Source organism: Rhizobium sp. BK098 (genome assembly GCF_014193155.1).
Taxonomy (GTDB): domain Bacteria; phylum Pseudomonadota; class Alphaproteobacteria; order Rhizobiales; family Rhizobiaceae; genus Rhizobium.
In genome coordinates this window covers 457,326-480,188 of the sequence record NZ_JACHYY010000003.1, presented here as the reverse complement: position 1 = coordinate 480,188, position 22,863 = coordinate 457,326, and the positions used below count along the sequence as shown (strand labels likewise).

Annotated in this window: 18 protein-coding genes and 2 pseudogenes; 10 read left to right on the top strand and 10 right to left on the bottom strand. The window is 60.0% G+C overall.

Annotated features, from left to right (window positions below; translation table 11 throughout):
• Positions 1–52 precede the first annotated feature (52 nt).
• Both FHT73_RS11545 and FHT73_RS11540 read right to left on the bottom strand, forming a co-directional pair.
• A complete protein-coding gene (locus FHT73_RS11545) occupies positions 53–1,579 on the bottom strand; it encodes a SulP family inorganic anion transporter (RefSeq protein ID WP_183711686.1) in 1,527 nt (508 codons plus the stop codon).
• Between the two features lie 5 nt (positions 1,580–1,584).
• Positions 1,585–2,274 (bottom strand): carbonic anhydrase, encoded by a 690-nt coding sequence (locus FHT73_RS11540; protein WP_183711684.1) that lies wholly within the window; start codon positions 2,272–2,274, stop codon positions 1,585–1,587.
• Positions 2,275–2,712: 438 nt separating this feature from the next.
• On the opposite strand from FHT73_RS11540, the gene FHT73_RS11535 reads away from it, so the two are divergent.
• On the top strand, positions 2,713–3,510 hold the full coding sequence (locus FHT73_RS11535) for a creatininase family protein (RefSeq protein WP_183711845.1): 798 nt from the start codon (positions 2,713–2,715) through the stop codon (positions 3,508–3,510).
• Here FHT73_RS11535 and FHT73_RS11530 read toward each other — a convergent pair.
• Complete coding sequence (locus FHT73_RS11530; RefSeq protein WP_112412612.1) at positions 3,498–4,466, bottom strand: LysR substrate-binding domain-containing protein; 969 nt, start codon at positions 4,464–4,466, stop codon at positions 3,498–3,500. The two genes, FHT73_RS11535 and FHT73_RS11530, sit on opposite strands and share 13 nt — an antisense overlap.
• Positions 4,467–4,650: 184 nt before the next feature.
• Here FHT73_RS11530 and FHT73_RS11525 point away from each other — a divergent pair, with 184 nt between their 5' ends.
• The 7 genes from FHT73_RS11525 to FHT73_RS11495 all read left to right on the top strand — a co-directional run bounded on the left by FHT73_RS11525 (position 4,651) and on the right by FHT73_RS11495 (position 11,723).
• Entirely contained in the window at positions 4,651–5,667 is a 1,017-nt protein-coding gene (locus FHT73_RS11525; protein ID WP_112608966.1) for an ABC transporter substrate-binding protein, read from the top strand.
• A 226-nt stretch (positions 5,668–5,893) separates the two neighbouring features.
• Positions 5,894–6,718, top strand: coding sequence for an ABC transporter ATP-binding protein (locus tag FHT73_RS11520; RefSeq protein ID WP_112608964.1), 825 nt, complete (start codon positions 5,894–5,896; stop codon positions 6,716–6,718).
• Complete coding sequence (locus FHT73_RS11515; protein ID WP_112608962.1) at positions 6,718–7,584, top strand: ABC transporter permease; 867 nt, start codon at positions 6,718–6,720, stop codon at positions 7,582–7,584. Before FHT73_RS11520 ends, FHT73_RS11515 begins: the two co-directional genes overlap by 1 nt.
• Complete coding sequence (locus tag FHT73_RS11510; RefSeq protein WP_183711682.1) at positions 7,584–8,897, top strand: cytosine deaminase; 1,314 nt, start codon at positions 7,584–7,586, stop codon at positions 8,895–8,897. Before FHT73_RS11515 ends, FHT73_RS11510 begins: the two co-directional genes overlap by 1 nt.
• A gap of 1 nt (position 8,898) precedes the next feature.
• Positions 8,899–10,308: an FAD-binding oxidoreductase gene (locus FHT73_RS11505; protein ID WP_183711680.1), complete on the top strand. Its 1,410-nt coding sequence runs from the start codon at positions 8,899–8,901 to the stop codon at positions 10,306–10,308.
• Positions 10,305–10,886, top strand: a complete 582-nt coding sequence (locus FHT73_RS11500) for an NAD(P)H-dependent oxidoreductase (RefSeq protein ID WP_112608956.1) — start codon at positions 10,305–10,307, stop codon at positions 10,884–10,886. Before FHT73_RS11505 ends, FHT73_RS11500 begins: the two co-directional genes overlap by 4 nt.
• Positions 10,887–11,225: 339 nt before the next feature.
• Complete coding sequence (locus FHT73_RS11495; protein ID WP_112608954.1) at positions 11,226–11,723, top strand: BON domain-containing protein; 498 nt, start codon at positions 11,226–11,228, stop codon at positions 11,721–11,723.
• A 56-nt stretch (positions 11,724–11,779) separates the two neighbouring features.
• Here FHT73_RS11495 and FHT73_RS11490 read toward each other — a convergent pair whose 3' ends face one another.
• The 7 genes and pseudogenes from FHT73_RS11490 to urtA all read right to left on the bottom strand — a co-directional run bounded on the left by FHT73_RS11490 (position 11,780) and on the right by urtA (position 18,314).
• Complete coding sequence (locus tag FHT73_RS11490) at positions 11,780–12,217, bottom strand: YqaA family protein (protein ID WP_183711843.1); 438 nt, start codon at positions 12,215–12,217, stop codon at positions 11,780–11,782.
• Positions 12,218–12,267: 50 nt separating this feature from the next.
• Positions 12,268–12,396: pseudogene (locus FHT73_RS11485) on the bottom strand (metal-sensing transcriptional repressor); the annotation flags it as partial.
• A gap of 321 nt (positions 12,397–12,717) precedes the next feature.
• Positions 12,718–13,413: an urea ABC transporter ATP-binding subunit UrtE gene (urtE, locus tag FHT73_RS11480; RefSeq protein ID WP_112412496.1), complete on the bottom strand. Its 696-nt coding sequence runs from the start codon at positions 13,411–13,413 to the stop codon at positions 12,718–12,720.
• A gap of 1 nt (position 13,414) precedes the next feature.
• Complete coding sequence (gene urtD, locus FHT73_RS11475) at positions 13,415–14,170, bottom strand: urea ABC transporter ATP-binding protein UrtD (protein ID WP_112337768.1); 756 nt, start codon at positions 14,168–14,170, stop codon at positions 13,415–13,417.
• Between the two features lie 97 nt (positions 14,171–14,267).
• Positions 14,268–15,335: pseudogene (gene urtC, locus FHT73_RS11470) on the bottom strand (urea ABC transporter permease subunit UrtC); the annotation flags it as partial.
• Positions 15,332–16,957, bottom strand: coding sequence for an urea ABC transporter permease subunit UrtB (gene urtB, locus FHT73_RS11465; RefSeq protein WP_112608946.1), 1,626 nt, complete (start codon positions 16,955–16,957; stop codon positions 15,332–15,334). The pseudogene urtC and the gene urtB, both read right to left, overlap by 4 nt.
• Before the next feature lie 67 nt (positions 16,958–17,024).
• Positions 17,025–18,314 (bottom strand): urea ABC transporter substrate-binding protein, encoded by a 1,290-nt coding sequence (urtA, locus tag FHT73_RS11460; RefSeq protein ID WP_112337771.1) that lies wholly within the window; start codon positions 18,312–18,314, stop codon positions 17,025–17,027.
• 230 nt (positions 18,315–18,544) lie between these two features.
• Here urtA and FHT73_RS11455 point away from each other — a divergent pair, with 230 nt between their 5' ends.
• Both FHT73_RS11455 and FHT73_RS11450 read left to right on the top strand, forming a co-directional pair.
• On the top strand, positions 18,545–21,934 hold the full coding sequence (locus tag FHT73_RS11455; RefSeq protein ID WP_183711678.1) for an ATP-binding protein: 3,390 nt from the start codon (positions 18,545–18,547) through the stop codon (positions 21,932–21,934).
• Positions 21,927–22,850, top strand: a complete 924-nt coding sequence (locus FHT73_RS11450) for a response regulator transcription factor (RefSeq protein WP_015343271.1) — start codon at positions 21,927–21,929, stop codon at positions 22,848–22,850. Before FHT73_RS11455 ends, FHT73_RS11450 begins: the two co-directional genes overlap by 8 nt.
• Positions 22,851–22,863 lie beyond the last annotated feature (13 nt).

Genomic DNA, 22,863 nt, shown 5'->3' with positions numbered 1-22,863 from the left:
AAGGTCGCGGGAAGGTGCGAGTTTCCTTCCCGCCGCCATGACTGGTCGCCGATCAGACAACCTCTTCCGATAGCTTTTCAAAGATCGGCTTCAGCCGTCGATGGCGTCCGAGCGGCGGATGCTCGATTTCGACCAGGCGTCCCGATTTTTTCTGCCGTTTTAGCCACTCACGCAGTGTTTCGGCGCTCGTGTGGTCAAGATAATGCAGGCGAGCGCCGGCAATCCTGATCTTGCGACCCTCTGGAAGCGTTTCCAGCGTGTTCAGCAGGGCGGGAACATCCTTGCATGTCGCCACACCGACGAGGTCGAGATGGATGGTTTCATCATCCTCCAATCTGTCGATGGCGAGCTTGCGCCGCAGATAGGGAAGGATTTCCAATATGGACAGTGCAAGGCCGAGCGCCACGCCGACGAGCAGGTCCTGAAGCACCACCATGGCCACCGTAGCGGTCCATATCCCGACGGGAACCCAGCCGTGATGATCGAAGAGGTGGCGGACATGATGGAGACTGATCAGCCGCCATCCCGTCACCAGCAGCACTGCGGCAAGCGCCGTCAGCGGCACCATTGCAAGGAGCTGCGGCAGAAATGCCACCAGCCCAAGGATCCAAACACCATGCAGCACGGCAGATGCCCGGCTACGCGCGCCTGCCTGAATATTGGCGGACGACCTGACGATGACACCCGTGATCGGCAGTGCACCAAGCAGACCACAAAGCCCATTGCCGATACCTTGCGCAAACAGCTCCTTGTTGAAGCGCGTTCGCACGCCATCATGCATGCGATCGACGGCGGCGGAAGACAATAGCGTTTCCGCGCTGGCGATCACGGCGATGACCAACGTCGCCAAGATGATACCGGGCTCGGCCATTCTAGCAAAACCCCCAAGCGTCGGCAGCGAAATGCTGTCGATGAGAGAAGACGGCACTTCCACCCTGGCGATCGGCAGCTTCATCCCGGCCGTCAATATCGTGCCGGCAGCAACCCCCACCAGAGCACCGGGCACCAGCATCAATGGCTTCGGCCTGAACTTCTCCCAGGCGACCATGGCGAGCAAGGAGATCAAGCCTACAAGGAGAGCAACCGATTCCTGGGTCAGTCCCGCGCCCCATACGCGGCCAAGGGTCTGCTCCATGGCAGTCACGTTTTCGATGCCGCCGGCAGCGGGTCTTGCCCCCATCAACACATGGACCTGGCCAAGGATGATGAGGATGCCGATCCCGGCGAGCATGCCGTGGACCACCGCAGGCGAAATTGCCCGAAACCACGATCCGATCTTCAGGAATCCGGCAATAACCTGCAGCAATCCCGCCACGATGAGGACCGGCCCGAGCATGGCAACGCCATGTTGCTCGACGAAGCCGAAGACGATCACGGCCAGTCCCGCCGCCGGCCCTGACACCTGAAGTGGAGATCCGGCCAAAAGGCCGACGACGATGCCCCCGACAATGCCTGAAATAAGACCCATGGCCACCGGAACGCCTGACGCCACGGCAATCCCGAGGCAAAGCGGTATCGCGACGAGAAACACGACAAGCGACGATGCGAAGTCTCGCGAAAGAACAGAGCTTGACATCATCGGGCCTACTCCGCAGCTTGCGGCATCACATGCGGACGACCACGACCGGTGACGGCGACGGGCAAGGGCCTGTCCTCGTTGATATCCGTGAACCGAGCGGCGGCACCGTCATAAACGAGCACCTCCCCGGTCTCGATGTCGAAAAACCAGCCATGCAGGGCAATGTCGTTGGTCGCCAGCTTGGCCGCGACCGAAGGATGCGTGCGCAGATGGTCAAGCTGGACAACAACGTTTTCCATGGCTATGGCGCGGACCCTTTGGCGCTCGGGCAGATCGCCAGGATAGGCTTCGCAAACGATCGAATGGGCAGCATGGCTGTGTTTCAGCCACGCAGCAACATTCGGCATCGGCTTCAGGAGATCCGGATAGCAAAGCCCCTTCATAGCGCCGCAATCGGAATGCCCGCACACGATGATATCGCGAACTCCCAGCGCGACGACGGCATATTCTATCGCCGATGATACGCCGCCGTTAGCGGTGGAAAACGGAGGAACGATATTTCCGGCATTGCGGCAAACGAAAAGTTCGCCGGGGCCGGATTGCGTGATCGTTTCAGGCATCACCCGGCTGTCGGCGCAGGAAATCATCAGCGCCTGTGGTTGCTGTCCCTCCTCCGCCAACCTGCGATAAAGTGCCTGATGGTCGGGAAATACGGCTCCGCGAAAGCTGGAGATACCCTTGAGCAAATCACCCATTGTCGAGTCCTTGTGATGGGCCGGACGGCAGGCAGGGGGGCGTACCCATGCCCGGCGGGTTGGAATGCGCGATCATTTCGCAAGTGCGAGATAGGAACGGGTGGCCGGAAGAGAATAGCGGAAATGAATTTAGTCGAATCTAATTTATAAAATTCTTGTGAGTGAACTGTGAGATGGTTTGAATCGACCTGGGATCCATATTGTGTGCCCGCGCCGGAATGAAGCGATCTCGTTCCAACAGCGTCAATCGGCGCGGCAGTCACGCTCCTTACCGATGCGGAATGCTTCGGTTGCCGCATCGCTTCTGCCCTATTCCAAGTTTGCCCATCGGTCAGCGCACGCAAAAAGGCAGCGGCACGGCCGCAAATTGATGCTTTCCACCGTTACCATCCTTGCCGTATCCGTTGAGCAACCAGGCGCTGACGAGAGGACATGGCAATGACGAAGCCCTTCTATTGGAACGAACTCAATACCCATGATTTCGCCGAGCTTTCGCCAGACACCACGATCGCGATCCTGCCAATCGCCTCGACGGAACAGCACGGTCCGCATCTGCCGATCGCGACGGATGTCGCGATCGCTGAAGGCATGCTGACGGAATTGAAAGTGCAGCGTCCGGACGATCTCGAGTTTCTCGTGCTACCGCTACAGGAGATCGGCAAGGCCAACGAACATGTCTACGGCCCCGGCACGCTGTCGCTCTCCGCGGAGCTGCTGATCCCGGTCTGGACCGCCATCGGCGCGAAAGTGGCCGAGGCTGGCATCCGCAAGATGGTGATCGTCAATTCCCACGGCGGAAACGTCGACATCATGAGCATCGTCGCGCGCGAACTGCGCGTGCGCTACCAGATGGCCATCGTCGCCACGCAATGGACCCGCTTCGGCACACCCGACGGCATGATCGACGACCATGAACAGCGCTACGGCATCCATGGCGGCGATCTCGAAACGTCGCTCATGCTGCATTTCCGGCCCGAACTCGTGCGCATGGACAAGGCTCAGAATTTCGCCTCCAAGGCCGAATGGATGAAGGAGCGCTCCAAATATCTGCAGCCATTGCCGCCCCATTCGCTCGCCTGGATCGCCCACGATCTCAATCCGAACGGCGTCGTCGGCAATGCCGCCAACGGCACGGCGGAAAAGGGCGCGCTCATCTGCCGGCATGAGATCGCGGGCTTCATCGAGATGCTGCGTGATCTGCGCGACTATCCGCTTGCCAACCTCTATTCGAAATAGGCGTCCGAGCGGCGGCGTTCGGAGGGTAGCATGATATGCCCCTTCGCCTGCAGCTCCTCGACCATCCCTGCAAGCTCGGCAAGCAGGTATTCGACAAAGAGGCTGGTCGCAGCGTCGAGTGGCGCTCGTGCACGGGCGACGAGCTTCATCGGTTGATGCCGCGAATGAGGCTCGGCGATCGGCCGGAAGACCAGCTCTCCCCGGCGACATTCGGTCAGCACATCAAGAGGGTTGAGCAGTGTCAGCCCTGCCCCGCATTTCACTAGCTGCTTCAGCATTTCCGATGCATTGCTCTCCAGCACAGGTTCGACCTGTACGGAAAGACGCGAAAGCATCAGATTGATGACCTCTCGCAGGCTCGTCCCGGGCTGCGCAAGCAATAGCCGCTCCTCCACGACATCGGCGAGATTGATGGGACCAGGCCCGATCAGCGGATGACCGGGCGGCAGGACGACGCCGATCGGTATATCGAAATTGGCAAGGGAGCGAATGCCAGGCATTGCCGGAATGTTGAAGCCAAGCCCGAGATCTACTTCTCCTGAGACGACCGGCGCCATCGTCGTCGATCCGGCATCGTTGCGCAGCTGGACGAAGACCCTTGGATGCTCGGAAAGAAAACGCGCGATGATCTCGGGTAGCGGACCTGAGGCCAGGCCGACAGTGGCGACGATGCGAACCTTGCCCGCCTGCTGCATCTTGAGACTGCGAATGCGGCCCTCAAGCCGCTCATAGTTCTTCAGAACCTCGCGAATGTGCTCGATACAGAGCTCGCCGGCCGCCGTCAGTCTGAGCCCGCGAGGCAGCCGTTCGAAAAGCGGTGCCCCCATTTCCTCTTCCAGCGCCAGGATCTGCCGGTTGATGGCCGACGAGGCCACATTGAGCCGTGCCGCCGCCTTGCGGATCGAGCCACAGCGGGCGATTTCGTTGATATAGAGAAGCCGTCGCGAGTGCAGCATATTTGCCCCCATTGCTTAATTTTTGCCCAGACCGCACAATTTAGGCACAGACCCGGGAACAGATGCCGAAAAGGCATCAATGCGCACGAATTTTGATGCTTTTCAAAGAGCAACGCAACCGCTCAAATGCAGGAAATGGGCGCCAACCACGACGTCCCATGGCAGATAAGGGGAATAGTCAGCCATGTATAAAGCCTTGAACACAAAAACATTCTTTGCCGCCATGGGGCTTGCCGCCGCGATTATGGCCGCCGAGCCTGCAAATGCGCTCGATAAAGTCAGCTACGGCACGAACTGGCTTGCGCAAGCCGAGCACGGCGGTTTCTACCAGGCGGTGGCCGACGGCACCTACAAGAAATACGGCCTTGATGTCACGATCGTCCAGGGCGGCCCCAACGCGGCCAATTCGGCCCTACTGATCTCCGGCAAGCTGGATTTCTACATGGGCGGCCCGCAGCAGGAGATCGATGCGGTCAAACAGGGCATTCCGATCGTTGACGTCGCCGCCATCTTCCAGAAGGATCCGCAGGTGCTGATCGCCCATCCGGATGCCGGCGTGGAAAAATTCGAGGATCTTGCCAAGCTGCCGACGCTTTTCCTGAGCAAGGATGGCTACATCACCTATTTCGAGTGGATGAAGGCGAACTTCTCGGGCTTCAAGGACGAACAATTCAAGCCCTACAATTTCAGCCCGGCACCCTTCCTCGCAGACAAGCAGTCCGCGCAACAGGGTTACGTCACCTCAGAGCCCTATGAGATCGAGAAGCAGGCCGGCTGGAAGCCGAAGGTCTTCCTGATCGCGGATGCCGGCTACTCGCCCTATTCGACGATGATCACCGCGCAGAAGGCGCTGGTCGACAAGAACCCGGATCTCGTGCAACGTTTCGTCAATGCCTCGATCGAGGGCTGGTACAATTATCTCTACGGCGACAACAAGGCGGCCAACGAACTGATCAAGAAAGACAATCCCGATATGACGGATGGTCAGATCGCCTATTCCATCGCCAAGATGAAGGAATATGGCATCGTCGAATCCGGCGAGGCCCTCGAAAAGGGCATCGGCTGCATCACTGAGGCCCACTACAAGAAGTTCTTCGACGAGATGGTCCAGATCAAGCTCTTCGATGCCGACATCGACTACAAGAAGGCCTTCGATACGCAGTTCGTCTGCAAGGGCATCGGGATGTCGCTGAAGAAGTAACATTGGCGCGGGGCAGCCCCCTCACCCCGCTTGCGGGGAGAGGGAGCGACCGAGCAAGAAGCGCCACCACTGAACCGCGAAAGCAGCAACTGCCGTCACAGGCTGTTGTGATTGTAATGAGTGCCACGAACACGATCGTCCCCTCTCCCCGCAAGCAGGGAGCGGGCTAGGGTGAGGGGAACTTCTTGCTCCAAACCCAATTGCTGATTTCGACAGAGAACCGGATATGAGCTTATCCAAAGCAACCACTGTCCCCTCCGCGGAAATGCGCAAGCGGCCGCTCGTCGTCATGGAACAGGTCTCCAAGGTCTTCTCCAATGGCACGCTGGCGCTATCGGGCATGTCGCTCAACGTGGAAAGCGGCGAGTTCATCAGCCTGCTCGGCCCTTCCGGTTGCGGCAAGTCGACGGCCTTGCGCATCATCGCAGGCCTTGGTGGTGCCTCCAGTGGCAGGATCGATTGGCCGAGTTCACGTATCAACGCCAAGGGCCTGCCGGAGGGCGATATCAGCTTTGTCTTCCAAGAGCCGACGCTGCTTCCTTGGAAGACGGTGCTCGGCAACGTCCATCTGCCCTTGAAGCTCAGGGGTATTTCGAAAGCGGCCGCTCACGACCAGATCATGGAAACGCTGGCAACGGTCGGCCTCCAGGATTTTGCGCAAGCCTATCCGCGCGAATTGTCCGGCGGCATGAAGATGCGCGTTTCGATCGCCCGCGCCTTGGTGACGAAGCCGAAGCTGCTGTTGATGGACGAGCCCTTTGCGGCACTCGACGAAATTACCCGACAGAAACTGAACGACGATGTTCTCAACCTTTGGCAGAAGACCGGCATTACAGTCATCTTCGTCACGCATTCGGTCTATGAGTCTGCCTATCTCTCCAATCGTATCGTCGTCATGAAGGCACGACCGGGCCGCGTTCATAGCGATTTTCCGCTGAAAACCAGCGGCGAGCGCGATCCGCTTTATCGTTCGTCGGAAGAATATCGGCAGGTGTGCGAAAAAGTGTCCCGTTCCCTGATCGAGGCCATCGGCTGGCCGGAGGCCCATTGATGAGCGACAGCACCAGCCTGCCCGCCACTCTTTCCGTTGAATCGGCCGATGCGCCGGCGGCAGATGCAGCCAGAAAGCGCAGTATCGAACGCACGCTTGGCATCTTCGTGCCCATCCTGACCGTCCTTGCGCTTCTTGTCCTCTGGCAGCTTCTGGTCGTCGGCACCGGCATTCCGCAATATATTCTGCCAAGCCCCATCGCCGTCGCCAAGGCGCTCGTTTCCGACTGGGGCATCCTTTGGCCGGCTCTGTGGGTGACGACTGAGATTACCTTCATATCCCTCGTGCTGGCGCTGATCGGCGGCGTCGGCTTTGCGATCTTCCTCGTGCAGTCCCGCTGGATCGAACTTGCCTTCTATCCGCTGGCCGTCATCCTTCAGGTAACGCCGATCGTCGCGATTGCGCCGCTGATCCTGATCTATGCACCGACGCGCGAGGCCGCACTTCTGATCTGCGGCTTCCTCGTCGCCTTCTTTCCGATCCTCTCCAACATGGTGCAGGGATTGAAGAGCGTCGACCATAACCTGCTCAACCTCTTCGATCTCTATGGCGCTTCGCGCTGGCAGGCCTTGCTGCATCTGAAGCTGCCTGCCGCCCAGCCCTATTTCATGACGGGCCTGAGGATCGGCGGCGGCCTCTCGCTGATCGCATCGGTCGTTGCCGAATTCGCCGCTGGTTCGGGCGGCCCCAACTCCGGCCTCGCCTTTCGACTGCTGGAGGCGCAATACCGCCAAAACATGCCGCGTCTCTTTGCAGCACTCCTGCTGCTATCGGCGCTTGGCGTTGCAATCTTCGCCTTTACCTCTTTCATCTCATGGCTGAGCCTGCATCGCTGGCATGAAAGCAGCCTCAAGCGGGAGAACTGATGTCACACGCCTTCATGTCGCCGCCGAACGCCGCCCGCTTCGTGCTGAGCAATGCCACCATCCCAGCCGTGACGCTTTCCGGTTCCAAGACGCCTGCCAACGAGGGTCTCGTCAAGGCCGATATCGTCGTCACCGACGGTCTCGTCAGCGGTATTCTGGCGCCTGGCACCGCGCCAGTCGAATATGCCAAAGTCGATATGAAGGAAGGTATGGTCTGGCCGACTTTCGCCGACATGCACACCCATCTCGATAAAGGCCATATATGGGAGCGGCGTTCTAACCCGGACGGCAGTTTCATGGGTGCGCTCGACGCCGTGCGCGCCGACCGCGAGGCCAATTGGTCGGCCGAGGACGTGCGCAAGCGCATGGAATTCTCGCTGCGCTCGGCTTACGCGCATGGCACCGGCCTGATCCGCACCCATCTGGATTCGCTGGCGCCGCAGCACCGCATTTCCTTCGAGGTCTTCACCTCGGTCCGCGAGTCCTGGAAGAGCAAGATCGCGCTGCAGGCTGTCGCTCTCTTTCCGCTCGACAACATGGTCGATGATGCCTTTTTCGCCGACCTGCTTCGCGTCGTGCGCGAGGCAGGCGGGTTGATGGGCGGTGTCACCCAGATGAACCCCGATCTCGATGCTCAGCTTGACAAGTTGTTGCGCGCCGCCGCCGACAACGGCCTCGATGTCGACCTGCATGTCGATGAAACCGAAGACAAGCAGGTGCTGACGCTTCACGCGATTGCCGAAGCCGTGTTGCGAAATGGCTACCAGGGCAAGATCACCGCCGGCCATTGCTGCTCGCTTGCCCGGCAGGATGAAGATGTCGCGCGCGCCACCATCGATCTCGTTGCCAAGGCCGGGATCTCCATCGTTTCGCTGCCGATGTGCAACATGTACCTGCAGGACCGCCATGCCGGCCGTACACCACGCTGGCGCGGCGTCACGCTTCTGCACGAGCTTGCCGCCGCCGGTGTTCCCACGGCCGTCGCCTCCGACAACACCCGCGACCCCTTCTATGCCTATGGCGATCTCGATCCGGTGGAAGTGTTCCGGGAAGCCGTGCGCATCTTGCATCTCGACCATCCGCTGGATACGGCTGCAAGGGTCATCACCACCTCGCCCGCAGAGATACTTGGCCGCCCGGATATCGGGCGGATCGCCGTCGGCAGCCCGGCCGACCTCGTGCTATTCAGCGCGCGGCGCTGGAGCGAATTCCTCTCTCGTCCGCAGTCCGATCGCGTCGTCCTTCGCAAGGGCAAGGTGATCGATCGCAGTCTGCCGGATTATCGTGAACTCGACAGCGTCATTGGAGCCTGACATGCCGGATTATCAGCGCATCAAGAAAGAACTCGAAGGTATTGCCGTCGAAGACAATCCGGCGCTCGTACGCCAGAAAAGCCGTGACTTCTACTGGTATTCGCCGATCCTGAAGGCGCAGCTCGACAATGTCACGGCCGATCTCGTCGTCACCCCGAAAACCGAGGAGGAGGTGATCCGGACGCTCAAGGTCGCCTATGCGCATGACGTCCCCGTCACGCCGCGCGGCGCCGGCACCGGCAATTACGGCCAGGCCATGCCGCTTTCCGGCGGCATCGTGCTCAACCTTGCCGCCATGAACAGGATCAAGGAGATCCATCCCGGTCGCGTCATCTGCGAGCCCGGCATCGTCATTGCCGAGCTCGACCGGCAGACCAAGGCCCATTCGGGCCAGGAACTGCGCTTTCACCCCTCGACCGCGCAGATGGCGACCATCGGCGGCTTCATCGCCGGCGGTTCGGGCGGCGTCGGCTCTATCACCTGGGGCGGTCTGCGCGATCTCGGCAACATCCTGCGGCTGCGCGTCGTGACGATGGAAGCCGAACCCCGCACGCTCGATCTCACCGGCTGGGATCTGACCAAGGTCAGCCATGCCTACGGCACCAACGGCATCATCACCGAAATCGAAATGCCGCTGGCGCCGGCCTATGATTGGATCGACGTGCTGGTCGGCTACGACGACTTCATGGACGCAGTGCGCTTTTCCGACGCGCTTGCCAAGTGCAACGGCATTCTGGTCAAGGAGATCGCTCCGATTGCCGCTCCCATCCCGCAAGATTATTTTACCCGCCATAAGTCCTACATCCGTCAAGGGCAATCGATCGTGGCGCTGATGATTGCGCCGCATTCGATGGACCCTTTCGTCGCCTTCACCATGCAGCAGAAGGGTGAAATCACCTTCCGCTCCGACACGGTCGAGAGCATGAAAGGCATTCCGCATGCCTATGAGCTTGCCTGGAACCACACCACACTGCGCGCCCTGAAGGTCGATCCGTCGATCACCTATCTGCAGGTGCAGTATCCCGGGCCGGATCATGTCGCCAAGGTCCGGAAGATGGTGGAAATCTTCGGCGACGAGGTGCCCGGCCATCTCGAATTCATCAGGTTCGACGGTCAGATCCAATGCTCGGGCCTGCCGCTGGTTCGCTATACGTCTGAGGCTCGGCTTGAAGAGATCATTAGGATTCACCAGGATCACGGCTGCCCGATCTTCAATCCGCATCGCTATACGCTGGAGGAAGGCGGCATGAAGCAGACGGATGCGGTCCAACTTGCCTTCAAGAAAGAAACAGATCCAAAGGGCCTGCTCAATCCCGGCAAGATGATCGCCTGGGACGACCCGAATTTCGACTTCGAATCCGGCAAGAACTATCTCTTCCCCGGCCTTGCGGCGCTGATGGAGGCTTCATGAAGGTTCTGGTCCTTCATTCCCATCCGGTCGAGGAAAGCTACGGTGCAGCCCTGCACCGTAAAACCATTGAAAGCCTGAAGAGCGCCGGCCACGAGGTGGACGATTGCAATCTTTACGCGGAAGGTTTCGATCCCGTGCTGTCGCGTCGCGACCGCATGATCTACCATGATTATCCGGACAATACCGAGGCGGTCAAATCCTATGTCGAGCGGCTGGCGCGCGCCGAGGCTTTGGTGATCGTCACCCCGGTCTGGAATTTCGGCTTTCCGGCCATTCTCAAGGGCTATTTCGATAGGGTCTGGCTTCCGGGCGTCTCCTTCGAACTCGTCGACGGCAAGGTGCGCTCAAAGCTGCAGCATATCCGCAAGCTCGGCGCTGTCTTGACCTATGGCGCCGATCCGTTTCGCGCCTTCATCGCCGGCAATCCGCCGAAGAAGATCGTCAAGCGCGTGCTGCGCGCTCAGATCAAACCCTTCGCCCCGGTCGTCTTCCTTGCTCACTACGACATGAACCGCTCGACCGACATATCCCGTAGCCGATTTCTGACGAAGGTCGGTCAAGAGATGGAACGGTTCTAGAGCATTTCCGTTTTTCGTCGGATCGCGAACGCGCAAGCACTTCTGTCGGGACTAGCGGTCAGGTTCGCGGACACCCAGGACCAGGAAATGCGGCGTTCGATTTCAGATTCCCAAGCCATCGGGATTCGTATTCAATCCCGGACGGGAGGCAGATAGCGATTTCAACCGACGCCGCTTTAGCTGCTGACTGAGCGGCAACCTGCCGCAAATCTTCGCCAAACGGCCAGATGCCACGACGAATTGGGTCGATCGAAGACCTGCGTCGGCCAAGCGAAGGAACATTTCCCCATTGCTGCTGTTAGATCATTCCAGATGATAGGTGGCTGTAAGGAGGTCAATATGGCACCGCCACGTAAACCAAACCCGTTGTCTCGCGAAGAAGACTATCGCGATTACGAGGATCGGGAAATTCGAGAGGGCTGGCCCTATTCGGATGTCCATGGCAATCCGTTGGAAAGCCATCCCGACAATACTCCCTACGGCGACACACCGGCCAATTTCGACGAAGATCCGAGTACAGGATTCACCGTAGATACCGCCGACGCGTCAGGTCGCGAGGAGAGGGTGGATACGGCCGTTCCCTTGCCAGCCAGCAGAATTGACGACGATGAGTTAGAGGCACAGATCACCGAGCGGCTCGAAGAGAGCGGCAAAGTCGTTACCGACAACATCGAAGTGCATTCCGTCGACGGGATTATCACGCTGGAGGGGCGCGTCGAGACGATTTCGCTGGCACGCAATCTCGAGGAGATCGTTCTGACGGTTCCGGGTGTCGTGGGCGTACATAACAACCTCGAAACGCTCGGCGTCGATTCTCATATGCCCGATGAGGAATAGCGAGGTGGAGCCGGACGGCAACGATGGCGGGGCGGCCGACGTCCGTTCGTCGGATGTCATGCCAGATTCATCGTTGCCAGCGCCACGATGACGTAACGTCCGAGCTTGGCAATCGTCCCCAGCAGCAGGAAGGTTGGCAACGGCTCGCGCAGAACGCCGGCGACCACCGTTATCGGATCTCCGACGATGGGCACCCAGCTCGCAAGCAGAGACCATTTTCCATATTTTCGATACCATGCCTGCGCACGATCGAGGGTATCCTCACCAACAGGGAACCAACGGCACTGTCGAAATCGTTCGATCCCCCTTCCCAGCATCCAATTGACGAGCGAACCCAGAATATTGCCGACGCCGGCGGTAACCACCAGCCAGACCGCGGAGTATCTTCCGGTCAGAAGCAGGCCAGCAAGCACCGCCTCCGATTGCATCGGCAGGATCGTTGCGGCACCGAAGGCTGCCATGAACAATCCGAAATAAGCCAATAGGCCGGTCATGCCGCCGGAGGTATTTCGCATTGGTGTTGAGTTCGTCGGTCGGCCACCGATAATTGCCGAGCGATGTCAAGACACGGCCTGCCGCCCCCGATCATGCTGGTGACGCTATTCACATAGTCTTCAGAGCGCTTGAGCCGCTTGACCGCCTTTGGATGGGTAGCGCGAGTGTGTTCCGTCATGACGCTCTGTATCCCCGCAAGAAAGCATGATTGTCAACGTCGGTCTGGTCGCGTACTTGACTGCGCGCGAAGGGGTTTGAATTTGGGTTTGGTAGGCCGAGAATGGCGGGCCGCCCGTTCAACCACCGCAAGAGCCCAAAGGATTTGGACCGCACCTCGAACGCATGACGGCACAAGAGTTGAGAGGTTTGATCGACCGTTTCTGGGATCCTGCGGGCCTGCGGATCAATTTGGGAATTCCGCTCCCTAGCTCTCAAGGGTTAGACTGTAGTATCGCCTTCTCAACACCTCGCTTCAGATGAATGAACCTGCGACGGTTGCTCAAACGGTTAGATGCCTGCGGGCGTCGGCTGTATCCAGCGTTTCAGCCAGACCTTCATGCACGATCTCGCCGCGATCCATGATGTAAACGTAGTCGGCAAGCTCCCGGCAGAAATCGAGATATTGCTCGACCAGCAGGATCGCCATGCCGGTGGAATCCCGGAGATAGCGGATCGCCCGGCCGATATCCTTGATGATCGACGGCTGGATGCCCTCGGTCGGCTCGTCCAGGACGAGAATCTTCGGCCGTGTCACCATCGCCCGGCCGATCGCCAGTTGCTGCTGCTGTCCGCCCGAGAGGTCGCCGCCACGGCGCGACAGCATGGATTTAAGCACCGGAAACAGGCTATAAATGTCATCCGGAATATTGCGGTCACGACGGGAAAGCGGCGCATAACCGGTCTCGAGATTTTCCTTCACGGTCAAAAGCGGAAAGATCTCGCGTCCCTGCGGCACATAGCCAATCCCCTGCTTGGCGCGCGCGAACGGCGCCATGCCGTTCAGCGTCACGCCGTTGAAGGCAACGGTGCCGGCCGACAAGGCATGCTGCCCGGTGACGGCGCGCAGGAGCGAGCTTTTGCCGACGCCGTTACGTCCGAGAACACAGGTGATCTTGCCCATCTCGGCCTTGATGGAGATGCCACGTAGCGCCTGTGCAGCGCCATAATGCAGATTTGCGTTTTCGACTGTCAGCATCTTACCGCCCCAGATAATTCTCGATCACCTTCGGATCGCTGCTGACGAAATCGATGGAGCCTTCCGCCAGAACCGACCCTTCCGCGAGGCATGTCACCTTGACGCCGAGATCGCGGATGAAGCCCATGTCATGCTCGACCACCACGACCGAACGCGTCTTGGCGATTTCCTTCAATAGCACGGCGGTTTCCGCCGTCTCGGCATCCGTCATGCCCGCCACCGGTTCATCGACCAGAAGCAGCTTTGGTTCCTGCGCGAGCAGCATGCCGATCTCCAGCCACTGCTTCTGGCCGTGGGAAAGATTGGCCGCCAGCTCGTCGCGACGATGCGAAAGCCGCACCGTCTCGAGGATTTCTTCGATACGATCGCGATCGATAGGCGTCAGGCGGTAGAAGAGCGTCGAAAAGACACCGCGATTGCGGTTGAGCGCCAGTTCGAGATTGTCCCAGACGGTATGGCTTTCAAACACGGTCGGCTTCTGAAACTTGCGACCGATGCCGAGCTGGGCGATGTCAGCCTCGTCCTTCTTCGTCAGGTCGATCTGGCCGTTGAAGAATACCTCGCCCTCGTCAGGCCGGGTCTTGCCGGTGATGATATCCATCATCGTCGTCTTGCCGGCGCCGTTCGGGCCGATGATTGCGCGAAGCTCCCCTGGCTCGATGACGATCGACAGCGAGTTCAAAGCCTTGAAGCCATCGAAGGAGACGGAGACGTTGTTGAGGTAGAGCATGCTGTTGGGTTTGATATCCGGGATCATGGTCCTACTCCGCAGCCTGCACGGACTTTTGGGCTTCATCCTTCGCGGCCTTCGGCGGCGGGCTTGCCGGTCGGCGTGTCTTGCCGAAATAGTGCGCGATGGTGCCAACGATGCCCCTCGGCAGGAACAACGTCACGGCCACGAACAGGCCGCCAAGCGCAAATAGCCAGAAGTCGGGGAACAGGCCGGTGAAAACAGTCTTGCCGCCATTGACGAGGATGGCGCCGATAATCGGTCCGATCAGCGTCGCTCTGCCGCCGACTGCGGTCCAGATGACCACTTCGATCGAATTGGCAGGCGCAAATTCTCCTGGATTGATGATGCCGATCTGCGGCACGTAGAGCGCGCCGGCAATACCGGCCATCATCGCCGATACGACGAAGACGAAGAGCTTCATATGCTCGACACGATAGCCGAGAAAGCGCGTACGGCTTTCGGCGTCGCGCACGCCCACAAGCACCTTGCCGAACTTCGAACGCACGATCGCCGAAGACAGCATCAATGCCAGTGCCAGGAACACGGCCGTGACGGCAAAAAGCACGGCGCGGGTGCCATCGGCCTGGATGTTGAAACCGAGAATATCCTTGAAATCGGTCAGGCCGTTATTGCCGCCGAAACCCATGTCGTTGCGGAAAAAGGCGAGCAGCAGCGCATAGGTCATCGCCTGCGTGATGATCGACAGATAGACGCCGTTGACGCGCGAACGGAAGGCAAACCAGCCGAAGACGAAGGCAAGCAGGCCGGGTGCTGCGAGAACCATCAGCATGGCGAACCAGAAATGATCGAAGCCGTACCAGAACCAGGGCAGGTCCTTCCAATTCAGGAAGACCATGAAGTCGGGCAGGATCGGATTGCCGTAGGTGCCGCGCGAACCGATCTGCCGCATCAGATACATGCCCATCGCATAGCCGCCGAGCGCAAAGAAGGCGCCGTGGCCGAGCGAGAGAATGCCGCAATAGCCCCAGACGAGATCGAGCGCCAAGGCGAGCAGCGCATAGGTCAGGTACTTGCCGAAGAGCGACATGAGATAGGTCGGCACATGCAGTGCGCTCGTTTCCGGCAGAGCCAGGTTCGACAGCGGCACGAGCACCGCGACGGCAAGCAGGATCGCGATGGCGATGCTGATCCGGCGGTCGAGCGAGCGAAGGATAAAGGCCGTGATCATGCTTCCACCGCCCTTCCTTTGAGCGCGAAGAGGCCGCGGGGACGTTTCTGGATGAAGAGGATGATGAGGACGAGAACGAGGATTTTGCCGAGCACCGCCCCCGCATAGGGCTCGAGGAACTTGTTGAGAATGCCGAGCGAAAAGGCACCGACGAGCGTTCCCCAGAGATTGCCGACACCGCCGAACACCACGACCATGAAGCTGTCGATAATATAGCCCTGGCCGAGGTTCGGAGAGACGTTGTCGATCTGCGAGAGCGCCACACCCGCCATGCCGGCGATGCCGGACCCCAGCGCAAAGGTGAAGGCATCGACCCATGAGGTGCGTATCCCCATCGAAGACGCCATGCGCCGGTTCTGCGTCACCGCCCGCATCTGCAGCCCGAAGGCCGAACGCTTAAGGAGAAGCAGCAGCGCCACGAAAACGCCGAGTGAAAAGACGATGATCCAGAGCCGGTTCCAGGTGACCGAGAGATAGCCGAGGTCGAACGAACCGGACATCCAGGAGGGGTTGCCGACTTCCTGATTGGTCGGCCCAAAGATCGAGCGCACTGCCTGCTGCAAGATCAGCGAAATGCCCCAGGTAGCGAGCAGCGTTTCGAGCGGCCGGCCATAGAGGAAGCGGATGACGCCGCGCTCGATGACGAGACCGACTGCGCCGGTGACGACGAAGGCGACCGGAAGAGCGATCGCGAGCGACCAATCGAAGAGTTCGGGATAGGAGGTGCGGATGATGCTTTGAACCACGAAGGTCGAATAAGCGCCGAGCATCACCATCTCGCCATGCGCCATGTTGATGATGCCCATGACACCGAAGGTAATCGCAAGGCCGATGGCGGCCAGCAGCAGCACGGAGCCGAGCGACAAGCCGTACCAGACGTTCTGCACAGCGTCCCAGAACTTCAGTTGATCCTGGATGCTGGCAATGGCGGCAGCCACATCGGGCTTCAGGCTATCGTCGACGGAAACCGACGAGAGAATGCCGACGGCATCGCGGCCGCCTTCGTTCTTGATCGTCTCGATCGCCGCCTTTTTGTCTTCGATCGGACGGTCCGAGCCAAGCACGGCAACCGCTTTTGCGCGTTCAAGCACATCACGAATGTCCGCGTCCTTCTCGCTCTGCAGTGCCGTCTCCACGGCGTCAAGCGAATCCGCACTCGGTGCCTTCAGAATGGATTGCGCCGCCTCTAGCCGCGTCGCGCGATCCGGGCTCATCAGCGTCAGACCGCCGAGAGCCGCGCGAACCGCACGGCGCAGATTGTTGTTGATCTTGATCTTGCCGAGATTGTCCTTGGCTTCCTGACCGGCCGCCTGCCCGGTCAAAGGATCCACCAGATCCATCACGTCGCCGGAGGATTTGGCGATAAACACCTGATTGTCGGATTTTCTTATATAGAGATCACCGTCGGAAAAGGCCTGCAATGCCGGCACGACCTTGGGATCGCCTGACTTCGCAAGGCTTTGGACGATATCGCCGGCCTTCTGGAAATTGGCTTGGCCGAGGGAATTGATGAGGCCGTGGGCGTCTTCCTGGGCGCGCAGGCTTGTCGCTGTCAGCGCCAGCATCAGGCAGAACCCGGCGATCAACGCCAGGGCGATACGGTAAACGAATTTGTCGAACATTGCGCTAGTCCCCTCAAGCTGCCGCGGCCAGAAAATCCTGCCCGCGGCGGTCTTGCGTCGGCTGAAATCAGGAGCCCTTGCCGCCGCACTTGCCGGTGGTGACGTTGAAGTTGCCGCAGTTCATCGGCATACGCCAATCCGAGATCAGGTCCTTGCTGTCAGGCAGGTAGTCGGACCATTCCTTGCCGACCACGGCGGGGGTCTGTGAAACGACGTCGAACTGACCGTTTTCCTGCACTTCGCCGATCAGGACCGGCTTAGTGATGTAGTGGTTCGGCATCATGGTGGCGGTACCGCCGGTGAGGTTCGGCACCGAGACGCCGACGAGCGCGTCGATCACCTTGTCCGGATCGGTCGTGCCGGCCTTCTCGACAGCCTTCACCCACATGTTGAAGCCGATATAGGCGGCTTCCATCGGGTCGTTGGTCACACGCTTGTCGTTCTTGGTATAGGCATGCCATTCCTTGATGAAGGCGGCGTTGGCGGGCGTGTCGACGGACTGGAAGTAGTTCCAGGCGGCAAGATGGCCGACAAGCGGCTTGGTGTCGACGCCGGCAAGCTCTTCTTCGCCGACCGAGAAGGCGACGACCGGAATATCTTCAGCCTTGACGCCCTGGTTGCCCAGTTCCTTGTAGAAGGGAACGTTGGCATCGCCGTTGATGGTGGAGACGACGGCGGTCTTCTTGCCGGCCGCGCCGAAAGCCTTGATCTTGGAGACTTCCGTCTGCCAGTCCGAGAAGCCGAACGGCGTGTAGTTGATGATGATGTCTTCGTCCTTGACGCCCTTGGACTTCAGATAGGCTTCGAGGATCTTGTTGGTCGTGCGCGGATAGACATAGTCGGTGCCTTCAAGCACCCAGCGCTGTACGCCTTCGTTCTTCATCAAGTAGTCGACAGCCGGGATCGCCTGCTGGTTGGGAGCGGCGCCGGTGTAGAAGACGTTACGCTCGGACTCTTCACCTTCGAACTGCACCGGATAGAACAGGATCGAATTCAGTTCCTTGAAGACCGGCAGCACCGACTTGCGCGACACGGAGGTCCAGCAGCCGAATACGGCCGAGACCTTGTCCTTCTGGATCAGCTCGCGAGCCTTTTCGGCAAAGAGCGGCCAGTCGGAGGCCGGGTCGACGACGACGGGCTCGAGCTTCTTGCCGAGAACGCCGCCCTTCTTGTTCTGCTCATCGATGAGCATCAGCATGGCATCCTTCAGCGTCGTTTCCGAAATCGCCATGGTGCCGGATAGCGAATGCAGGACGCCGACCTTGATGGTGTCGTCGGCTGCGAAAGCGCCGTGGAATGCTGTGGTGGACATGATGGCGCCGAGCAGCGCGCCGGAGACGAGAGTCTTGAATTTCATCCGTGGTTCCCCTCTTTTTGTCTGCCGCAACGGCCGGTAAACAAGGATTAGCCGCTGCCTTCCGCGACTATCCGGCGCGCCCTCAGGAAACCACATACGTAAAATGACGTAGACGCCGGGGCGAAATGTGCAGCTTTGGGCACTCCGACGCCCTTAAGCACGGCATCGATCCATGTTACGACGTCTTCGGACCGCCGAGGTGACGATGGCGGGACTGCTGAAGGGTAAGCATGGCTGCGCGGCAACGCATCATTCCGGTAAGACGCGAATACAATCGCTGGGTCGCAAACCAGACGCTGGAAGACTACGCCTTGCGTTTCACCGCCAAGAGCGCCCGCCAGTTTTCTTCGCAACGCATCTCGCAAACCGCGATCGGCGCCATTTCCTTCCTAGCGCTGGAGGCGATCGGCGGCACGATCACGCTCTCCTACGGCACCACCAACGCCTTCTATGCCATCATCGTCGCAAGCCTCGCCATGCTCGCAGTCGGCCTGCCGATCAGCCGATATGCGATCCGTCATGGCGTCGATATCGATCTTCTGACGCGCGGCGCGAGCTTCGGCTATATCGGCTCGACCATCACCTCGCTGATCTATGCCAGCTTCACCTTCATGCTGTTTGCGATCGAAGCCTCGATCATGTCCGGCGCGCTGGAGCTGACGCTCGGCATACCCGTTTGGATCGGCTACATCATCAGCGCCGTCATGGTGATCCCGCTCGTCACCCATGGTGTCCGTCTTATCAGCCGGTTTCAGCTGCTGACGCAGCCCTTCTGGATCGTTCTCAACATCCTGCCCTTCGTCTTCATCGCCTTTGCCGACTGGGAAAAATTCGACCTCTGGCGGGCCTTTGCCGGCATTCACCATCCCGCAAGCGCGCCGGGCAGCGCCGCTCCTTTCGATCTGGTGGAGTTCGGCGCCGCTTCCGCCGTCATCCTGGCGCTGATGTCGCAGATCGGCGAACAGGCCGACTTCCTGCGCTTCCTGCCGCCGGAAGGTCACCGCAAATGGCGCCATCGCCTGGCCATCTTCCTCGCTGGACCCGGATGGGTCATTATCGGGGCGCCGAAGCTGCTCGCCGGCTCCTTCCTTGTCGTCCTGACGCTGACGTCAGGCGTGCCGGCCGACCGCGCTGCCGATCCGGCACAGATGTATCTGACCGCCTTCGGCTACATGATCCCCTGGCACAACGCGGCATTGCTGTTGATGGCCGCCTTCGTGATGATCTCGCAGCTGAAGATCAACGTCATGAACGCCTATGCCGGCTCGCTCGCCTGGTCGAACTTCTTTTCGCGGTTGACGCACAGCCATCCAGGCCGCGTTATCTGGCTGGTCTTCAATGTCGCCATCGCGCTCTTATTGATGGAGCTCGGCATCTACCGGCTGCTGGAGGAGACGCTTGGCATCTTCTCGATCATCGCCATGGCCTGGCTCTGCACCGTCTCCGCCGATCTCTTCATCAACAAGCCGCTCGGGCTTGCACCTCCCGGCATCGAGTTCAAACGCGCGCATCTCTACGACATCAATCCGGTCGGCCTCGGCGCCATGGCGCTTTCGGCAACCATCGCTCTCATCGCGCATTTCGGCGCCTTCGGTTCGATTGCCGCCTCGCTTGCGCCCTATATCACCCTGATCGTCGCGCTTATCGCGTCACCTGCTATCGCCTGGATCACCAAGGGCAAATATTATCTCGCCCGCAAGCCGCGGCAGAGCTGGAAGAACCTGACCACCATCACCTGCTCCGTCTGCGAGCACCCGTTCGAGCCGGAGGACATGGCCTGGTGTCCGGCCTATGCCGCGCCGATCTGCTCGCTCTGCTGTTCGCTCGATAGCCGCTGCCACGACATGTGCAAGCCGAAGGCTCGGCTCAACACGCAGGTCGCCACCGTTGCAAAAACCTTGCTGCCGGAAAGCATCGTCGCAAGGCTCGCGACGCGCCTCGGCCGCTATGGAATTGCCGTTGTCTTGGCGCTGACCGCCATGGGCGCTATTCTTGCAATGATCGCGCATCAGGTCGGCGCAGCCTCTCCCGAGACCGCTGCCGTGGTCGACCGCACCATCCTCATCGTCTTCTTCGTCTTTGCCGTCATCGCCGGCGTCGCGTGCTGGTTCTATGTGCTTGCCCATGACAGCCGCGTGGTCGCCGAAGAGGAATCCTCGCGCCAGAACACGCTGCTTTTGAAGGAAATTGCCGCGCACAAGAAAACGGACGCTGCCCTGCAGGGTGCCAAGGAGGCGGCAGAGGCGGCAAACCGCGCCAAGAGCCGCTATGTTGTGGGCCTCAGCCACGAATTGCGCACGCCGCTCAACGCCGTGCTCGGCTACGCGCAAATCCTGGAGCGCGACGAGACCATTCCGGCACCCAGGCAATCCTCGCTGAAGGTCATCCGCCGCAGCGCCGAACATCTTTCCGGCCTGATCGACGGGCTGCTGGACATTTCGAAGATCGAGGCGGGCCGCCTGCAGGTCTATTCCAACGAGATCAATATCCACGATTTCCTCGATCAGATCGTCGACATGTTCCATCCGCAGGCGCAGGCCAAGGGGCTGACTTTCGTCCACGAGCGCGCCGCAGCTCTGCCCGATTATGTCCGCACCGACGAGAAGCGATTGCGCCAGATCCTCGTCAACCTGCTCTCCAACGCCATCAAGTTCACCGACGCCGGAACCGTTCGCTTCGAGGTGGGCTATAGAAACCAGGTCGCAACCTTCACCGTTTCCGACACGGGCCGCGGCATCGCGGCCAAAGACATCGCCCGCATCTATGAACCCTTCCAGCGCGGCGAGGCGGACAGCGTACGCCCTATGCCCGGCCTTGGCCTGGGGCTGACGATCACGCAGCTGCTGACGAATACGCTCGGCGGCGAGATTTCCGTCACCAGTGAGAAGGACGTGGGCTCGACCTTCAGGGTACGCCTGATGCTGTCGGCCGTAATCCGTCCGATGAAGCCGCCGGCGCAGGAACAGCGTATCGTCGGCTACGAAGGTCCACGCCGCACCATCGTCGTCGTCGACGACAATGAGGATCATCGCGAACTGATGCGCGAGATACTGTCGCCACTCGATTTCATCGTGCTCACCGCCGCCGGCGGGCCGGACTGCCTGACGCTGATCGAGGGGATCAAGCCGGATCTGTTCCTGGTCGATATTTCCATGCCCGGCATGAACGGATGGCAGCTCGTGTCGCGGCTCAGGGAGAACGGCCAGACGGCGCCGATCCTGATGCTGTCGGCCAATATCGGTGACGCTGCTGCGGCGACCGACAGCGACGACAGCCATAACGACGCCATCTCCAAACCGGTCGACATCCGCCAGCTTCGCGACAAGCTCGCGCTGCATCTCGGGCTAAAATGGATCTATGCCGATGCTTCTATCCCGACCGCGCCGAAGCCGCCACCGCCCCTGAAGAGCCCTGGGATCGAGCATGTCCGCGAATTGCTGCGGCTCGGCGAGATCGGTTATGTCAGGGGAATCGAAGCAAAGCTTGCGGATCTTGCGAAACTTGAAGAAAACAGACCCTTCATCGATGCCCTGCGCGCCCATGTCCAGGCTTTCGATCTCGACGGTTTCCTGAAAGTGCTGCGCAGCTTCGACACTGAAAAGGTAGAACAGATTGGCTGAGCCTGCCCTTCCCCGCGATATAGTCCTGCTGGTGGACGATTCACCGGAGGCGCTCGGTTTTCTGACTGACGCGCTCGAGCAATCCGGCTTTTCCGTGCTGATCGCCACCTCGGGACCGGCGGCGCTCAACATCGTCGAGCGCATCACACCCGATCTCATCCTGCTCGATGCCGTCATGCCTGTCATGGATGGTTTCGAAACTTGCCGCCGGCTGAAAGCCAATGCCGGCATCGCCCAGATTCCGGTCGTCTTCATGACCGGGCTCACCGAAACCGAACATGTGGTGCACGCGCTGGAATCCGGCGGCGTCGATTATCTCACCAAGCCGATCAATATCGACGAACTGCGCGCCCGCATCCGGGTCCACCTGCGCAATGCCCGCTCGGCTCAAAGCGCCAGGGTGGCGCTCGATGCCGCGGGCCGCCATCTCCTGGCGGTCAAGGGCAATGGCGCCATCCATTGGTCGACGCCCCAGGCAACCCGCCTGATCAATGCCGCCACAGGCAGCGACGATGGCCTTGAGCTCGCCTCGAAACATATCGCCGCCTTCATGCTGGAACGCGAGCGGCTCGGTCCTGCTCGCGACAATCTTCTTTCGATGAACAATGGCGGCCAAGCGGCGCTGCAATTCACCTTTCTCGGTGCCATCGGCGCCGACGAATACCTTTTTCGCCTGACGGCCACCAGCCAGCGTGCCGACGACGAAGCCCTGCGCCGGCATTTTGCGCTGACGCAGCGCGAATCCGAAGTATTGCTGTGGCTCGCCAAGGGCAAATCCAACCGCGATATTGGCGAAATCCTCGGCCTTTCAGCCCGCACCGTGAACAAGCATCTTGAGCAGATCTATGTAAAGCTCGGCGTCGAAAACCGGGCATCAGCAGCTGTCAGGGCCGCCCACGTCCTGCATGAAGCTTAAGCCGCGGCCAGTT

What these genes read in the sequence shown, in the direction of transcription:
- FHT73_RS11545 (WP_183711686.1), bottom strand. Translation starts at nt 1,579, where the DNA reads ATGATGTCAAGCTCTGTTCTTTCGCGAGACTTCGCATCGTCGCTTGTC.
- FHT73_RS11540 (WP_183711684.1), bottom strand. Translation starts at nt 2,274, where the DNA reads ATGGGTGATTTGCTCAAGGGTATCTCCAGCTTTCGCGGAGCCGTATTT.
- FHT73_RS11535 (WP_183711845.1), top strand. Translation starts at nt 2,713, where the DNA reads ATGACGAAGCCCTTCTATTGGAACGAACTCAATACCCATGATTTCGCC.
- FHT73_RS11530 (WP_112412612.1), bottom strand. Translation starts at nt 4,466, where the DNA reads ATGCTGCACTCGCGACGGCTTCTCTATATCAACGAAATCGCCCGCTGT.
- FHT73_RS11525 (WP_112608966.1), top strand. Translation starts at nt 4,651, where the DNA reads ATGTATAAAGCCTTGAACACAAAAACATTCTTTGCCGCCATGGGGCTT.
- FHT73_RS11520 (WP_112608964.1), top strand. Translation starts at nt 5,894, where the DNA reads ATGAGCTTATCCAAAGCAACCACTGTCCCCTCCGCGGAAATGCGCAAG.
- FHT73_RS11515 (WP_112608962.1), top strand. Translation starts at nt 6,718, where the DNA reads ATGAGCGACAGCACCAGCCTGCCCGCCACTCTTTCCGTTGAATCGGCC.
- FHT73_RS11510 (WP_183711682.1), top strand. Translation starts at nt 7,584, where the DNA reads ATGTCACACGCCTTCATGTCGCCGCCGAACGCCGCCCGCTTCGTGCTG.
- FHT73_RS11505 (WP_183711680.1), top strand. Translation starts at nt 8,899, where the DNA reads ATGCCGGATTATCAGCGCATCAAGAAAGAACTCGAAGGTATTGCCGTC.
- FHT73_RS11500 (WP_112608956.1), top strand. Translation starts at nt 10,305, where the DNA reads ATGAAGGTTCTGGTCCTTCATTCCCATCCGGTCGAGGAAAGCTACGGT.
- FHT73_RS11495 (WP_112608954.1), top strand. Translation starts at nt 11,226, where the DNA reads ATGGCACCGCCACGTAAACCAAACCCGTTGTCTCGCGAAGAAGACTAT.
- FHT73_RS11490 (WP_183711843.1), bottom strand. Translation starts at nt 12,217, where the DNA reads ATGACCGGCCTATTGGCTTATTTCGGATTGTTCATGGCAGCCTTCGGT.
- urtE (WP_112412496.1), bottom strand. Translation starts at nt 13,413, where the DNA reads ATGCTGACAGTCGAAAACGCAAATCTGCATTATGGCGCTGCACAGGCG.
- urtD (WP_112337768.1), bottom strand. Translation starts at nt 14,170, where the DNA reads ATGATCCCGGATATCAAACCCAACAGCATGCTCTACCTCAACAACGTC.
- urtB (WP_112608946.1), bottom strand. Translation starts at nt 16,957, where the DNA reads ATGTTCGACAAATTCGTTTACCGTATCGCCCTGGCGTTGATCGCCGGG.
- urtA (WP_112337771.1), bottom strand. Translation starts at nt 18,314, where the DNA reads ATGAAATTCAAGACTCTCGTCTCCGGCGCGCTGCTCGGCGCCATCATG.
- FHT73_RS11455 (WP_183711678.1), top strand. Translation starts at nt 18,545, where the DNA reads ATGGCTGCGCGGCAACGCATCATTCCGGTAAGACGCGAATACAATCGC.